The organism is Frigidibacter sp. ROC022 (genome assembly GCF_024723735.1).
GTDB lineage: Bacteria > Pseudomonadota > Alphaproteobacteria > Rhodobacterales > Rhodobacteraceae > SLM-1.
The window spans coordinates 319,052-333,039 of sequence record NZ_JANQDU010000004.1 but is presented as its reverse complement, the minus strand read 5'-3'; the positions used below and the strand labels follow the sequence as shown (position 1 = coordinate 333,039).

At 66.6% G+C, this 13,988-nt stretch carries 13 protein-coding genes; 7 read left to right on the top strand and 6 right to left on the bottom strand.

Features of this window, described 5'->3' with window-relative positions:
• Positions 1-8 precede the first annotated feature (8 nt).
• Genes NUW50_RS17585 through NUW50_RS17555 form a run of 7 tightly spaced genes read left to right on the top strand, consistent with a single transcriptional unit; the run spans position 9 to position 8,607 of the window.
• Complete coding sequence (locus NUW50_RS17585) at positions 9-2,228, top strand: NosR/NirI family protein (protein WP_258290470.1); 2,220 nt, start codon at positions 9-11, stop codon at positions 2,226-2,228.
• Positions 2,225-4,150, top strand: a complete 1,926-nt coding sequence (gene nosZ / locus NUW50_RS17580; protein ID WP_258290469.1) for a TAT-dependent nitrous-oxide reductase — start codon at positions 2,225-2,227, stop codon at positions 4,148-4,150. The genes NUW50_RS17585 and nosZ overlap by 4 nt, the downstream gene beginning before the upstream one ends.
• Positions 4,151-4,165: 15 nt before the next feature.
• Entirely contained in the window at positions 4,166-5,422 is a 1,257-nt protein-coding gene (locus NUW50_RS17575) for a nitrous oxide reductase family maturation protein NosD (RefSeq protein WP_258290468.1), read from the top strand.
• Positions 5,419-6,315, top strand: a complete 897-nt coding sequence (locus NUW50_RS17570) for an ABC transporter ATP-binding protein (RefSeq protein ID WP_258290467.1) — start codon at positions 5,419-5,421, stop codon at positions 6,313-6,315. Before NUW50_RS17575 ends, NUW50_RS17570 begins: the two co-directional genes overlap by 4 nt.
• Complete coding sequence (locus NUW50_RS17565) at positions 6,312-7,145, top strand: ABC transporter permease (protein WP_258290466.1); 834 nt, start codon at positions 6,312-6,314, stop codon at positions 7,143-7,145. Before NUW50_RS17570 ends, NUW50_RS17565 begins: the two co-directional genes overlap by 4 nt.
• Positions 7,142-7,693 carry a nitrous oxide reductase accessory protein NosL gene (locus NUW50_RS17560; protein ID WP_258290465.1) on the top strand — a complete coding sequence of 184 codons (552 nt, stop codon included), beginning with the start codon at positions 7,142-7,144 and terminating at the stop codon, positions 7,691-7,693. The genes NUW50_RS17565 and NUW50_RS17560 overlap by 4 nt, the downstream gene beginning before the upstream one ends.
• Positions 7,690-8,607 (top strand): FAD:protein FMN transferase, encoded by a 918-nt coding sequence (locus tag NUW50_RS17555; protein ID WP_258290464.1) that lies wholly within the window; start codon positions 7,690-7,692, stop codon positions 8,605-8,607. The genes NUW50_RS17560 and NUW50_RS17555 overlap by 4 nt, the downstream gene beginning before the upstream one ends.
• A gap of 75 nt (positions 8,608-8,682) precedes the next feature.
• Here the strand turns inward: NUW50_RS17555 and NUW50_RS17550 are convergent, their stop codons facing one another.
• The 6 genes from NUW50_RS17550 to NUW50_RS17525 form a co-directional block, all read right to left on the bottom strand.
• Positions 8,683-9,123, bottom strand: coding sequence for a pseudoazurin (locus tag NUW50_RS17550; RefSeq protein ID WP_258290463.1), 441 nt, complete (start codon positions 9,121-9,123; stop codon positions 8,683-8,685).
• A 174-nt stretch (positions 9,124-9,297) separates the two neighbouring features.
• Positions 9,298-10,491 (bottom strand): NnrS family protein, encoded by a 1,194-nt coding sequence (locus NUW50_RS17545; RefSeq protein WP_258290462.1) that lies wholly within the window; start codon positions 10,489-10,491, stop codon positions 9,298-9,300.
• A 176-nt stretch (positions 10,492-10,667) separates the two neighbouring features.
• On the bottom strand, positions 10,668-11,867 hold the full coding sequence (locus NUW50_RS17540; protein WP_258290461.1) for an aminotransferase class V-fold PLP-dependent enzyme: 1,200 nt from the start codon (positions 11,865-11,867) through the stop codon (positions 10,668-10,670).
• Positions 11,868-11,881: 14 nt separating this feature from the next.
• Positions 11,882-12,652, bottom strand: a complete 771-nt coding sequence (locus tag NUW50_RS17535) for an amino acid ABC transporter ATP-binding protein (protein ID WP_258290460.1) — start codon at positions 12,650-12,652, stop codon at positions 11,882-11,884.
• A 3-nt stretch (positions 12,653-12,655) separates the two neighbouring features.
• Positions 12,656-13,306 (bottom strand): amino acid ABC transporter permease, encoded by a 651-nt coding sequence (locus NUW50_RS17530; RefSeq protein ID WP_258290459.1) that lies wholly within the window; start codon positions 13,304-13,306, stop codon positions 12,656-12,658.
• Positions 13,299-13,970 carry an amino acid ABC transporter permease gene (locus NUW50_RS17525; RefSeq protein WP_258290458.1) on the bottom strand — a complete coding sequence of 224 codons (672 nt, stop codon included), beginning with the start codon at positions 13,968-13,970 and terminating at the stop codon, positions 13,299-13,301. The genes NUW50_RS17530 and NUW50_RS17525 overlap by 8 nt, the downstream gene beginning before the upstream one ends.
• Positions 13,971-13,988 lie beyond the last annotated feature (18 nt).

Genomic DNA, 13,988 nt, shown 5'->3' with positions numbered 1-13,988 from the left:
TCGCAGGAATGGGTGAGCGAGGACGTGCCATCGAACCGGGCCTGATCCATGCGTTCCAGGTATTCGCCCTGTCGCTCTTCATCGCGGTCCTTGCCCCGCTGAACGCGGCGCTGGCCGATACGGTACTGTCGAAATACATCGAGGACGTGGCGCCGGGCGACATGGTGCCGGGCGCCGACGCCTTCGGCCCGATCCGCGATGACGCCCCGGTGGCGCCCGCCCTGGCCGGCGGCAGGATCGTCGGCTGGGTCTTCCTGACCTCGGACTGGGTTCCGACCACCGGCTATTCCGGCAAGCCGATCCACATCATCGCAGGAATCTCCGACCAGGCGGTCATCACCGGCGTGCGGCTGATGAAGCATTCCGAACCCATCGTGCTGGTCGGCATCCCGGAGACCAGGATCCGGGCCGTCATCGAGAAATATGCCGGCCTTGACCTGCGCGAGGCAGAGGCCAGTCACAGCGCCGACGACATCGACATCGTCTCGGGCGCGACGGTGACGATCATGGTCATCGACGACTCGATCCTGCGCGCCGGGATCAAGGTAGCGCAGTCCCTGAAGCTGGGCGGTTTCGCCCCGGTGGACGACAATGGCCCGAAGAGGGTGCTCGACCGCGACGCCGGCGAGGTGACCGATTGGGAAACCCTGGCCGGTATCGGGGCGCTGCGGCATCTCGTGGTCGATGTCGACACCATCAACGCGGATTTCGCGGCGCTCGGCGATCCGCGCACCGAGAAAGAGACCGAACCGCCGCCCGGAACCGACCCCTATGTCGATCTCTGGACCGCGCTGGTCAGCGAACCCTCGATCGGGCGCAGCGTGCTGGGCGAGGACGGCTATGCCAATCTGCTCAAGATGCTGAAGCCCGGCGACGAGGCGATCGTGATCGCCGGGTCGGGGCGCTGGTCGTTCAAGGGCTCGGGCTATGTGCGCGGGGGCATCTTCGACCGGTTCCAGCTGATACAGGGCGAGATCTCGCATCGGTTCCGCGACAAGGAGCATCGCCGGCTGGTCCGCATCGAGGCCGACGGGGCGCCGGATTTCAACGAGATGGACCTCTTCGTGATCCCGGCCGACTCCGGTTTCGACCCGGCGCGATCCTGGCGGCTGCAATTCCTGGTTCACCGCGCGGTCGGCCCGATCGAGAAGCAGTTCCGCAGCTACGAGCTCGGCTATGACATCCCCGCCACCTATACCCGCGAGATCGTGCAGGAGGTGAAGCCCCGGGTCGAGGCGCCGCCGGCCGCGACCAGCACCAACCGCGATGCGCTCTGGGCCCGGATTTGGGAAACCAAGCGGGTGCAGATCATCGTGCTGTCCAGTTCACTGGTCGTGCTGTCGATGGTGTTCTTCTTCCAGCAGTTCTTCGTTCGCCGCGCGCGCCTGTTCCTGGCGTTCCGGATGGCGTTCCTGACCTTCACGCTGGTCTATATCGGCTGGTACGCCAATGCCCAGCTGTCGGTGGTGAACATCCTTGCGGTGTTCTCGGCGATCTTCTCGAATTTCAGTTGGGAAACCTTCCTGATGGACCCGCTGATCTTCCTGCTCTGGCTGGCGGTGGCGGCGGCGCTGCTGTTCTGGGCCCGCGGCGCCTATTGCGGCTGGCTCTGCCCCTTCGGGGCCTTCCAGGAACTGCTGAACCGGGTCGCCAAGCTGGCCCGTATCCCGCAGGTCAAACTGCCCTGGGGCCTGCACGAGCGTCTCTGGGCGGTGAAATACATCATCTTCCTCGGGCTCTTCGGCCTGTCGCTCTATTCGCTGGACCTGGCCGAGCACTACGCCGAGGTCGAGCCGTTCAAGACCGCGATCATCCTCAAGTTCGCCCGCCCGGCCCCCTATGTGCTCTTTGCCCTGGCGATGCTGGCGCCGAGCCTGTTCATCGAGCGGTTCTATTGCCGCTACGTCTGCCCGCTGGGCGGCGGGCTGGCGATCCCGGCGCGGCTGCACATGTTCCGCTGGCTGAAGCGCTACCGCGAATGCGGCAATCCCTGCCAGCGCTGCGCCACCGACTGCCCGGTCGAGGCGATCCACCCGACCGGCGAGATCAACCCCAACGAATGCATCCAGTGCCTGAACTGCCAGGTTCTCTACAACGATCACGACCGTTGCCCGGTGGTGATCGCAAAGGACAAGCGGCGCGCCAAGGATCTGGTCGCCGCGGCCAGGCTGAACCCCGATCTCGTCAACCACCCCAACATCAAACCCGAGAAGGAGCTCGCACCATGAGCGACGACAGCAAGGACACGAAAGACACCACCGCGGCCAGGCAGGGCCTGACCCGCCGTGGCCTCTTCGCCGGAACCGCCGGCACCGCGCTTGCCGCCGGAGCGATCGGCACCGGGGCCCTCACCGGGCTGGGCGGCACCCCCGCCAAGGCCGCCGGCTCTGTCGAGGTGAAGCCCGGCGAGCTGGACGATTACTACGGCTTCTGGTCCTCGGGCCAGTCGGGCGAAATCCGGATCATGGGCGTGCCTTCGATGCGCGAGTTCATGCGCATCCCGGTGTTCAACCGCTGCTCGGCCACCGGCTGGGGCTCGACCAACGAGAGCCTGAAAATCCTGACCGAGGGCCTGCTGCCCGAGACCCGGGAATTCCTCGCCAAGCGCGGCCGCGTCACCTACGACAACGGCGACCTGCACCACCCGCATATGTCCTTCACCGACGGCACCTATGACGGGCGCTACATCTTTGCCAACGACAAGGCCAATACCCGTGTCGCGCGGATTCGCTGCGACATCATGAAGACCGACAAGATCATCGAGATCCCGAATACATCGGACATCCACGGTCTTCGGCCGCAGAAATACCCCCGCACCGGCTATGTCTTTGCCAATGGCGAACACCGGATCCCGCTGCCCAACGACGGCATGATCCTGGACGATCCGACGCAGTATCACTCCATCTTCACAGCCATCGACGGCGACACGATGGACGTGGCCTGGCAGGTGATCGTCGATGGCAACCTCGACAACTGCGACGCCGATTACGAAGGCAAATGGGCCTTCTCGACCTGCTACAACTCGGAAGAGGGCGTCACCCTGGCCGACATGGCCGCGAACGACCAGGATTGGGTCGTCGTGTTCAACATCAGGGCCATCGAAGAGGGCATCGCCAACGGCGACTATACCGAGCACAAGGGCGTCAAGGTCTTCGACGGTCGGCACGGCTCGAAATACACCGCCTATATCCCGCTCGGGAACAGCCCGCACGGCTGCAACATGGCCCCGGACAAGGTGCATCTCTGCATCAACGGCAAGCTCTCTCCGACGGTGACGGTCATCGACGTGACCAAGCTCGACGCCCTGTTCGACGGGGCCGAACCGCGCAGCGCCGTGGTCGCCGAACCGGAACTGGGACTGGGCCCGCTGCACACCGCATTCGACGGGCGCGGTAATGCCTACACGACGCTGTTCCTCGACAGTCAGATCGTCAAATGGAACATCGACAAGGCAATACAGGCCTTCGACGGGGCCGATGCCGACCCGATCATCGAGAAGGTCGATGTCCAGTATCAGCCGGGGCACAACCACACCTCGATGGGCGAGACGCTGGAGGCCGATGGCCAGTATCTGGTCACGCTGAACAAGTTCTCGAAGGACCGGTTCCTGAATGTCGGCCCGCTGAAGCCCGAGAACGACCAGCTGATCGCCATCGGCGACGACCGCATGGAAGTGGTCCACGACGGCCCGACCTTTGCCGAACCGCATGACTGCATCATCGTCCGGGCCGACATCGTCAACCCGGTCTCGATCTACGACAGAATGGACCCGATGTGGGAAGAGGCCCGCCGGCAGGCCGAGATCGACGGCGTCGACATCGACTATGCCGCCGACGTGATCCGGGACGGCAACAAGGTGCGGGTCTGGATGCACTCGGTCGCGCCGCAGTTCAGCCTCGACAGTTTCGAGGTCAACCAGGGCGACGAAGTCACGGTCTATGTCACCAACATGGATGACGTGGATGATCTGACCCACGGCTTCACCCTGGGCAACCACGGGATCGCGATGGAGGTCGGGCCGCAGGCGACGGCCAGCGTCACCTTCACCGCCGACCGGCCCGGGGTGCATTGGTACTACTGCCAGTGGTTCTGCCACGCGCTTCACATGGAGATGCGCGGCCGGATGCTGGTTCATCCCAAGGCCACCTGAGGGAGGGGCACGACAATGCGCCTGCGTCTTGCATGGACCGGATGCCTGATCCTCGCCGCCTCCGCGGCGGCGGGGGAGGATATCCGCGTTCCGGCGACGGCGGGGGCATTGACGCAAGCTGTGGCCAGGGCCCGGCCCGGCGATGTGCTGATCCTTGCGGACGGCCTTCACGCCGGGCCGGTGCTGATCGACCGGCCCATGACGCTGACCGATACCGGAGACGCGCATGTCGTGGGGCCGGGCGAAGGCACGGTGATCCGGGTCACTGCGCCGGGCGTCACCATCCGGGGGCTGGATATCGAGAATTCGGGCATCCGGCTCGACCGGCTCGACAGCGGCATCGCGCTGGACAAGACCGCCAGGGGGGCGGTGATCGAAGACAACAGACTGACCGGCAACCTGATCGGCATCGACGTGCAGGGCGCGCATGACGTGGTGGTGCGCGGCAACACGATCCGCGGCCGCGACGACCTGCGGGTGCCCGAGCGTGGCCCCGGCATCTATGTCTGGAACGCGCCGGGGCTGCTGGTCGAGGACAACGACATTTCTCTGGGCCGCGACGGGGTGTTCGTGACCACCTCGAACAAGGCGGTCTACCGCAACAACCGCTTTTCGGACCTGCGCTATGCCTTCCACTCGATGTATTCCAACGAGCTGGAAGTGACCGGCAATGTCTCGACCGGCAACGGCATGGGCTATGCCTTCATGTACTCCACCCGGCTGATCGTGACCGGCAATCTCAGCCAGGGCGACCGCAGCCACGGCTTCTTCATGAATTTCGCCAACAAGGCGGTGCTGGAGCACAACGAGGTGCGCGACGGCGGCGAGAAATGCCTGTTCGTCTACAATTCCAACCGCGACATCTTTCGTTTCAACAGGTTCCAGGGCTGCGGGATCGGCATTCACTTCACCGCCGGGTCCCAGGATGACGTGCTGACCGGCAACGCCTTCGAGGGCAACCGGACCCAGGTCAAATACGTCGGCTCGCGCTGGCTGGAATGGTCCGAGGAGGGAACCGGCAACTACTGGTCGGATCATGTCGGCTTTGACATCGACGGCGACGGTCGGGCCGACAGCCCCTATCGCCCGAATGACGCGGTGGATCAGCTGCTCTGGACCCAGCCCATGGCCAAGCTGCTGCTGGGCGCCCCGGCGATGCAGCTGGTCAGCTGGTCCCAATCAAGGTTTCCCGGACTGTTGCCCGGCGGCATCGTCGACAGCGCGCCGCTGCTGGCGCCCGGCGTGGCCGGACTCGAAGGAGGCCGCGGATGAACGCCGTGCTGCATGCAGAAGACCTGACCATCCGGTTCGGTGGCTTCACCGCCCTGGACGGGCTGACACTCTCGGTCGCGGCGGGCGAGAAGCTGGCCTTGCTGGGTCACAACGGCGCCGGGAAATCGACCTTCTTCCGGGCCGTGCTGGGGTTTCTGAGCCCGGCGTCGGGCAAGGTCACGGTCGCGGGCCGGATGCCGGGCAGCAGCACCGCCCGCCGCGCGGTCAGCTATCTGCCGGAAAGCGTCGCCTTTCACCGCGCCCTCACCGGGCTGGAGATCCTGACCCATTTCGCCCGCCTCAAGGGTGAACCCGTCGCAGCCGTCATGCCGCTCCTGGAGCGGGTCGGAGTCGCCCATGCCGCAAGACGCCCCGTCGGCACATGGTCGAAGGGGATGCGGCAGCGGCTTGGTCTGGCGCAGGCGCTGCTTGGCACCCCGTCATTGCTGTTGCTGGATGAGCCGACATCGGGCCTCGATCCGGTGTCGCGGGGAGAATTCTATGCCCTGATCGACACGGTTGCGGCGCGCGGCGCGGCCGTGGTCCTGTCGTCGCACGGGCTGGAAGAGGTGGAGAGCCGCACCGACCGGGTGGCCATCCTGTCCAGGGGACATCTGGTGGCCGAGGGCACCTTGCCCGAGCTTGCCGATCGCGCGGCGCTGAAGGCACAGATCCGTGTGACCGCCCGACCCGATGATGCCGATACCCTGCACGCGAGGATCGGCGGCACCCGGATCAACGGCGCCTCGGTCGAGCTGAGCTGCGATGTCCCCGGGAAATTCGACCTGCTCCGTCGGCTTGCCAATGAAGAGGGCGTGCACGACATCGACCTGCAACTGCCCGGCCTCGACGATGTCTACCGGCATTATTCCCATCTGGAGGACCGGACATGAGCGCTGCCTCGCGCATCCTCGCAACGTCCGGGCAGGAAATCCGCATTGCCCGGCGCAACCGCTGGGCGCTGCTGTCGACCCTGTTGCTGACCCTGTTTGCCCTGTCTCTGGCGCTGTTCGCCGCCGGGCAGGCCGGGCAGGTCAAGGCCGACACATTGACCCTGACAGCGGCCAGCCTGGCCACTCTTTCGGTCTATCTGATCCCGCTGATCGCCTTGCTGGTCAGCTATGACGCCTTTGCCGGAGAGGTCGAGCGCGGCACCCTGGCGCTGACGCTGGCGACACCGCTGGGCCGCGGCGAGATGTTCGCGGGCAAGTTCCTCGGGCAGGCGGCAGTGGTCGGTCTGGCCATCCTGATCGCCTTTGCCTCGGCGGCGACAGTCGTGGCGGCCACCGGCGGACTGACCGCAGCCGGGGCCATCGCCTGGCTGCGGCTCGGGCTGACCAGCCTGGTTCTCGGCGGCGTCTTTGTCGGGCTTGGCCTGGCAATTTCGGCCGCGACACCACGCACCGGAACCGCGGCGGCCTTTGCCGTCGGTCTCTGGCTGGTCTTCGTGGTCCTTTACGATATCGCCCTGTTGGGCGCCGTCATCGCGGCGGGCGAGAGCACCTTCACCACTCACGTCTTCCCCTGGCTGGTCCTGGCCAATCCGGCGGACTCCTTCCGCCTCTACAACCTCGTGTCGCTCGACACCGCGCCGGTCGCGGGAATCGACGGCCTCGCCAGGACCCTGCCGATCCCGCCCGCCGCGACACTGGTTCCACTGTTTCTCTGGGTCACGGCGGCGCTTGCCGCCGGCATCGCCCTGGTCCGGAGACTGACACCATGAGAACCGTGCTGATCCTGGCCCTGACCCTGTCGCTGGGCGCCTGCAAGGACGAGGCCGCTCTGCCCGATCCGGTGGTGATGACCGACGAGGCATTGGGACACTACTGCCAGATGTATCTCTCCGACCATACCGGCCCCAAGGCACAGGCCTTTCTGGACGGCTATCATCAGCCCGTCTGGTTCAGCCAGGTCTCGGATGCCGCCGCCTATCGCGACGACCGCGAGAAACCGGCGCCGATCGCGGTGATCTATGTCTCGGACATGGGGGCCGCGGAAAGCTGGGCTGTTGCCGGTCCGGCGAACTGGATCAGCGCCGAAACGGCCTCCTATGTCATCGACAGCCGCCAGACCGGCGGCATGGGCCTGCCGGAAGCGATTCCGTTCGGCCGGTTGCCCGATGCCGAGGCATTCGCGGCCAAACACGGCGGCCGGGTCGTCGCCTGGGCAGACATACCGCCAGGCTACGGTCAGATCGTGCCGGGAGACGGTCCGATCCGTCCGCCCGAGACGCTGGTCGGCCAGGAAACAGATGGGGAGTTCGGAGAATGACAGGGATCACCCGCCGTCGGGCGCTGTTCATCGGCGCCGCGGCCGCCGCCACGGGGCTGGCCCCGGCCGCCCGCGCCCCCGAGGCACGCTGGCACGGGCAGGCGCTAGGCGCCCATGCCGAAATCCGCTTTCGTCACCTGTCGCAGGCCGAGGCACGGCCGCTCTTCGCGGCCATCGAGATCGAGCTGGCACGGCTTGAGGGTATCTTTTCTCTCTACCGGACCGACAGCGCTCTGGCCCGGCTGAACCGCGACGGTGTCCTGGAGATGCCACCGCCCGAACTGGTCGAGCTTCTCGGCCTGGCCCGCGGCGTCCACGCCGGCAGCGACGGGCTGTTCGATCCCACGGTGCAGCCGCTGTTCGACCTCTATGCAAAGGCCGCGACGGGGGGGCAGCCGGTGGTGCCGGAAGCCCTGCATGACGGGCTTGCGCGGGTCGGAATGGACCGGGTGAGCGTGACCGGCTCGGTGATCCGGCTTGGCCGGCCCGGCATGGCGCTGACACTGAACGGGATCGCCCAGGGCCATGTCACCGACCGCATCGCGGCGCTGCTCAAGGCACATGGGCTGACCGATGTCATCGTCGATATCGGCGAAATCCTGGCCACCGGCACTGCAGGGGACGGGCCGGGCTGGGCGGTGCGGATCGCCGGCGTTCAGGGGAAGCGGCGGCTCTGCGATCGCGGGTTGGCGACCTCGGCCCCGCTGGGCACCCCGCTGGACCGGGCAGGACGGATCGGCCACATCCTGCACCCGGCCCGGGGCTGGGTCGCGCCGGTGCAGCGCCAGGTCAGTGTCCTTGCCGACAGCGCCGCACTGGCGGACGCACTCTCGACGGCGGCCGCCCTGATGCCCGACCGGCAGCTTGCCACGTTGCGCGCCCGCGGGTTCGAGGTGGTCGCCCTGCCCGTCTGAACTCTGCGCCGCAACCGGCACGAAAAAGAACGGCCAGGCAATCGCCCGGCCGTTCCGCTGAGTGTCGGATCGGGCCTATTCGGCCGCGATCTCGTCGAACAGTTCCTGAAACACCTTGGCCGCCTTCTTCGGCGTCTTCACCGCCTCGACCGCTTCGAGATTCACCGGCTCGCCGGCGACGATCAGCATGACCATCCCAAGCCCGTAATGCGGCTTGCAACGAACGCCGTAGACTCCTTCGACGTCGAGCGTGACGGTGATCTCCTGGTTGGTCTTGCCGGCGAACATCTCGGCGCCATCGGGGATCATGCCCTTGATCGACTGGGCATCATGGCCCTTGTCCACCGGGATGAACTTCACCGTGTCGCCGACCTGGGCCCGCACGAGGTCGGGTTCGAAGACCATCGACCCCTTCTCGCCCTTGTTGAGCATCCGCACCTCGAACTCTTCGGCGGCGGCCGCCTGGCCAAGGAAGCCGACCAGGGTGGCGGCGATGGCAAGTGTTCCGAGCTTCATGACGTATCCTTTCGCGTAGGTCTGAATAAGATGAGGCGTGGATAGGACGTCCCGTGGCATGCGACGTTGTGCCAAAGCAAACTCGTCCCAGAGCGCCGGATTTTGTGCGCGAGGGAAGGCCGCGAAGGCTGTTTCGGGCTGCCCGGAAAAGGGGTAAGCGGCCGCCGGACCGGGTCAGGCAGGCCGGTTCGCCTGCCGTCTGGCAACGGACGGACGGGCAAGCCAGGGCACGAGCCGCAGCGCGAGCAGGGCGTAACCGGTGGTCCAGAGCGTCGCGGCAATGGTGACGCCATCGAGCCCGGCCATGGTGATGTCGGGCAGCAGCGCCCGCACGATGGCCGCGGCGCCGACGATGGCGAAGGCCGCCGACAGCACCGGGCCCGCAACCAGGGCACGCCCGGTATGGCCCCGCGTCGCCCGCATCATCACGGCGATGGTCATCCCGCCGATCGCGCCGATCCCCAGCAGATGCACCCCGACCGCCGGTCCGACCCATCCGACCGCGGCACAAGCGGCGGCAATCATGCCCAGAGGCACGAAGAGATAGGCGACATGCAGCATCAGGAGCAGCGGCGAACGCCAGGTCGCGCCCCCGCGCCAGCGCCCCAACCGCAGCAGATGCAACAGACCCGCAACCGTCAACAGCCCGGCCGCGGCCAAGCTCTCGGGCGCCGCCGCCCAGGCAGCCAGCGCCAGCACGCCCGAGCCGATGCACAGCCCGTCGAACCGGTTGAAGGGTACCGGCATCCGCTTTGCGCGGCGCTGCGCCAGCCAGTTGCGGGTGAAGCTGGGGATGATCCGGCCCCCGATCAGGGTGATCAGAAAGACGACGACCGCTATGCTGCCGCGCCGCCCGAAATCGGCACTGCCCCGGGTCATCGCCTCGAGATGATAGGTCAGGTTGGCGGCAGCCAGAAGACTGACCGGCACCACGACCTTGAGGTTGCGCCAGTTCCGGCCCGCCACGATCTCGATCAGGATCATTGCCGCTATGGCCAGCAGAAAGGCGCAATCCGCAACCGCGACACCGACCGGCCCGATCGGCAGCAGGCCCGCGACAGCCACCCGGCCGGCAACCCAGAGCGTCACCAGCACCACCAGCGGCCAGCCGCGGGTCGGCATCCGCCCGGTCCAGTTCGGCACCGCGGTGAACAGGAACCCGGCGATCACCGCCGCCGCATAACCGAAGATCATCTCGTGGATATGCCAGTCCACCGGTGCGAAGGGGCCGCCAAGCTCGATCCGCCCCTGCCAGACCATCAGCCAGACCGGGATCACGCCGAGCCCGAAGAGCGTCGCCGCCAGAAAGAAGGGCCTGAAGCCGTAGCTGAACAGGGCCGGACCGGAATATGTGGAGCGTTCAGCCATGCGAAATCCTTTCAGCCCCGGCGCGGGCCTGGGCATGATTCGTCACCCCGCAGAATGCGCCATCGCAAAGGACTCGTCATTGCGCCGCCGCAAACTTTCCCGGCGGCGCCGCCCGGGACATTCGGGCCCCGGGCCGAACGGCCGGAAGCCGGCCGTCGCGGGCCTCGCCGGGCGGGTCAGTCAGGCCAGCTAAGGGCCGCGGCCGGATTCTTCCTGGTCGTGGCCATGGCGCCCTCGGGCCGGGTCTCGGACGTCAGGGCGTCGCGCAACGCCTGGCTGACGACTTCGGCCTCGCCCGGATGCAGGTTGCAGGGGTCCAGATAGAAATGCCCCAGTTCGGCCTCGTGGTCGCGCACGATGACCGGCGGCTCCCCCGCCGCCATGGTCCGGGCCAGGCCGACCGCCGTATAGCCGCTTTCGGGCAGCACGGTGACTTCCAGCCGGTCCAGCGGGTTGTTGGTCGGATCCGGAACGATCCGCGCCTTCAGCCCTTTCAGCCCGTTGGCAGTCTCGAGCCAGAGGTCCAGCGCCGCCTGCTCGCGTGCGCGGATGCCCGCATGGTCGCGTTTTTCCCAGGCGTCCAGCGCGGCCATGGCGCCGGCGATTGTCTCCTTGCCGACCTTCATCGCCCGGCCGATGCCCCGGTTCTGCAGATAGGCGGCCCGGACCAGGTCCTTGCGGCCCGCGACCAGCCCCGATGTCGGCCCCGACAGGAACTTGTGCCCCGAGTAGATGACGACATCGGCGCCGCGGGCCAGGAAGCCCTTCAGATCGTATTCCGAGGCCGCGTCCACGATCACCGGAACGCCCTTTGCATGGCAGATCTCGCAGACCTCCTCGAGCGACAGCATCCCGTAGAGAGCCGCGTGATGGGTGACGACATAGAGAAGCGCCGCGGTCTTATCGGTGATCGCGTTGGCGACGTGATGCGGCTGGACCGAACTGACGGTACCGGCCAGAACCACCTTGCCCCCGGCGACCCGGATCGACTGATCGATCGGGGCGCCGTAGTTGACGAAATGCCCGACCTGCAGGATCACCTCGTCCTTCAGCCCGGTCGTGTCGTCCGGCAGGCGCTCGATCGCCAGCAGGTCGGTGCCGGTCATCGCCCCGGCAATCGCCATCGAGATCCCCGCCGCGCAGCACGCGGTGACGAACCCGGCCTCGGCGCCGGTCAGCCGGGCCACGGTGGCGCTGGCCTTGCGCTGGAGGTCGTCCATCTCGATCCATTCCGGCGCGATCTCGGACATCGCCTGGATCGCCTCGGGGACGATGATCGATGCACCAAGGAAGGTCATGGTGCCCGAGGCGTTGACCACCTGCCGGAGACCGAGGCGGCTGCGGATGTCGGAGTTGTGTTGATGCGGCTGAGCCATGGGGGAACGTCCTGTCAGAAGTGCGAGGCCCGGAAACGGGCGAGGAAGGCGGAAAGGCGGGGGTGATCGTCGGCGGTCGCCAGGAACTCGGCGGGCGGACCTTCGGCGGCGACCGTGCCGGCATCCATGAACACGATCCGCGAGGAGGCGTCCCGGGCAAAGGCAATCTCGTGGGTGACCATGAGCATGGTCATGCCCTCGGCCGCCAGGCCGCGCACGACCTCCAGCACCTCGCCCACCAGTTCCGGGTCGAGCGCCGAGGTGATCTCGTCCAGCAGCAGGATCTTCGGCTCCATCGCCACGGCGCGGGCAATCCCGACGCGCTGCTGCTGGCCACCGGAAAGCTCGGCCGGAAGCGCATCGGCCCGGTGCGACAGCCCGACCCGGTCGAGCCAGTGCAGGGCGATCTCATGCGCTTCGGCCTTCGACTTGCCCCGCACCTTGATCAGCCCCAGCATCACGTTCCCCGCGGCGGTGAGATGCGGAAACAGGTTGAACGACTGGAACACCATCCCGGTCTCGGCCCGCATCCTTGCCAGTGCGCGCTCGCCGCGCGGCTTGCGACCCTCGTCATAGCCGACCTCGACCCCGTCGATGGTAATCGAGCCGCCGTCATAGCTTTCCAGAAAGTTGACGCAGCGCAGCAGCGTGGTCTTGCCGCTGCCCGAAGGGCCGATCACGCTGACCACCTCGCCCCGGTTCACGGAAAGGTCGATCGACTTCAGCACCTGGACGGTGCCGAAGGACTTGCTGAGATCCCGGATCGCAAGAAGTGGTTCGGTCATGATCTAGGCCTGTACAAAGGAGAAGCGGCGTTCCAGCCGGCGCGACAGCGCCGACAGCGAATAGTTGATGATGAAATAGATCGCGGCACCGAGGATGTAGAGCGGCAGCGCCTCGTAGGTGCGGCCGATCACCTGGTTGATCGAATACATCATGTCGGTGACGCCCAGCAGCGAGACCAGCGCCGAGCCCTTCACCGCATCGGTGACCCCGTTGATCCAGGGGGGCAGGAAACGGCGCATCGCCTGCGGGAAGATCACATTGGTCAGCCGCTCGCGAAAGGTCAGGCCGATCGCCATCGCCGCCTCGGTCTGGCCCTGCGGGATCGACTGCACCGCGCCGCGGACATATTCGATCACCTGCGCGGTCTTGAACAGCGTGAGCGCCGTGACCGCGGCCCAGAACGAGGCCAGGTCGATGCCGATCGCCGGAAAGCCGTAGTAGACGAAGAAGATCAGGACCAGGATCGGGATCCCGCGGATCGTGTCCGAGAACAGCCGCACCAGAAGCCGCAGCGGCAGCGGCCCGTAGATCAGCGCAACGCCAAGGACCACCCCGACCGCCAGCGAGATCGACACGGTCAGGAACGAGACCTCGATCGTCACCCAGAGCCCCTCCATCAGGAAGGGCAGTGCATAGAGCATGGCATCAAGCATGGCGGGCAATCCGGAAGCGCCGTTCGAGACGTCTCAGCAGGAACAGCAGGACATAGCCGGTGACCAGGTACATCGCGGTCGCGATCAGATAGGCCTCGACGATGCGGAAGGTGTTGAGGTTGATCCACTGTGCGCCCCAGGTCAGCTCCGGCACCGCGATGACCGAGGCGACGGAAGTATCCTTGAAGAGCGAGATGAAGGTGTTCGACAGCGCCGGCAGGGTGATCCGCGTCATGGCCGGCAATCGGACATGGGCGAAACGCTGCCACGGCGTCAGCCCGATCGCGCGCCCGGCGTCCAGCTGACCCTGCGGGATCGCCTCCAGGCCCGAACGGAACACCTCGACCAGATAGGCGCCGGCATAGATCGACAGCGTCGCGACGAAAGAGGTGGTGGCGCCATATCGGATATCGACCGCCTGCGGCAGGCCGTAGAAGACCAGATAGACCAGAAGGATCAGCGGCACGTTGCGGATTGCCTCGACATAGGTCGCGATGGCGCCGCGCACCCAGCGGTTGCCCGAGACATGCGCGACCGCCAGCGTCAGGCCGATGACGATGCCGATACCGATCGAAAGGACCGCCAGTTCGAGGCTGAGCAGCAGCCCGCCCCAGAGCTTGTCCCAGTTGCGCCAGATGACATTGAAATGAAGGTCGTAGCCCATTGCGTGATCCCGCTGGTG

Excerpts from the sequence above, each read along its gene's own strand:
- NUW50_RS17585 (WP_258290470.1), top strand. The coding sequence starts at position 9 with ATGGGTGAGCGAGGACGTGCCATCGAACCGGGCCTGATCCATGCGTTC.
- nosZ (WP_258290469.1), top strand. The coding sequence starts at position 2,225 with ATGAGCGACGACAGCAAGGACACGAAAGACACCACCGCGGCCAGGCAG.
- NUW50_RS17575 (WP_258290468.1), top strand. The coding sequence starts at position 4,166 with ATGCGCCTGCGTCTTGCATGGACCGGATGCCTGATCCTCGCCGCCTCC.
- NUW50_RS17570 (WP_258290467.1), top strand. The coding sequence starts at position 5,419 with ATGAACGCCGTGCTGCATGCAGAAGACCTGACCATCCGGTTCGGTGGC.
- NUW50_RS17565 (WP_258290466.1), top strand. The coding sequence starts at position 6,312 with ATGAGCGCTGCCTCGCGCATCCTCGCAACGTCCGGGCAGGAAATCCGC.
- NUW50_RS17560 (WP_258290465.1), top strand. The coding sequence starts at position 7,142 with ATGAGAACCGTGCTGATCCTGGCCCTGACCCTGTCGCTGGGCGCCTGC.
- NUW50_RS17555 (WP_258290464.1), top strand. The coding sequence starts at position 7,690 with ATGACAGGGATCACCCGCCGTCGGGCGCTGTTCATCGGCGCCGCGGCC.
- NUW50_RS17550 (WP_258290463.1), bottom strand. The coding sequence starts at position 9,123 with ATGAAGCTCGGAACACTTGCCATCGCCGCCACCCTGGTCGGCTTCCTT.
- NUW50_RS17545 (WP_258290462.1), bottom strand. The coding sequence starts at position 10,491 with ATGGCTGAACGCTCCACATATTCCGGTCCGGCCCTGTTCAGCTACGGC.
- NUW50_RS17540 (WP_258290461.1), bottom strand. The coding sequence starts at position 11,867 with ATGGCTCAGCCGCATCAACACAACTCCGACATCCGCAGCCGCCTCGGT.
- NUW50_RS17535 (WP_258290460.1), bottom strand. The coding sequence starts at position 12,652 with ATGACCGAACCACTTCTTGCGATCCGGGATCTCAGCAAGTCCTTCGGC.
- NUW50_RS17530 (WP_258290459.1), bottom strand. The coding sequence starts at position 13,306 with ATGCTTGATGCCATGCTCTATGCACTGCCCTTCCTGATGGAGGGGCTC.
- NUW50_RS17525 (WP_258290458.1), bottom strand. The coding sequence starts at position 13,970 with ATGGGCTACGACCTTCATTTCAATGTCATCTGGCGCAACTGGGACAAG.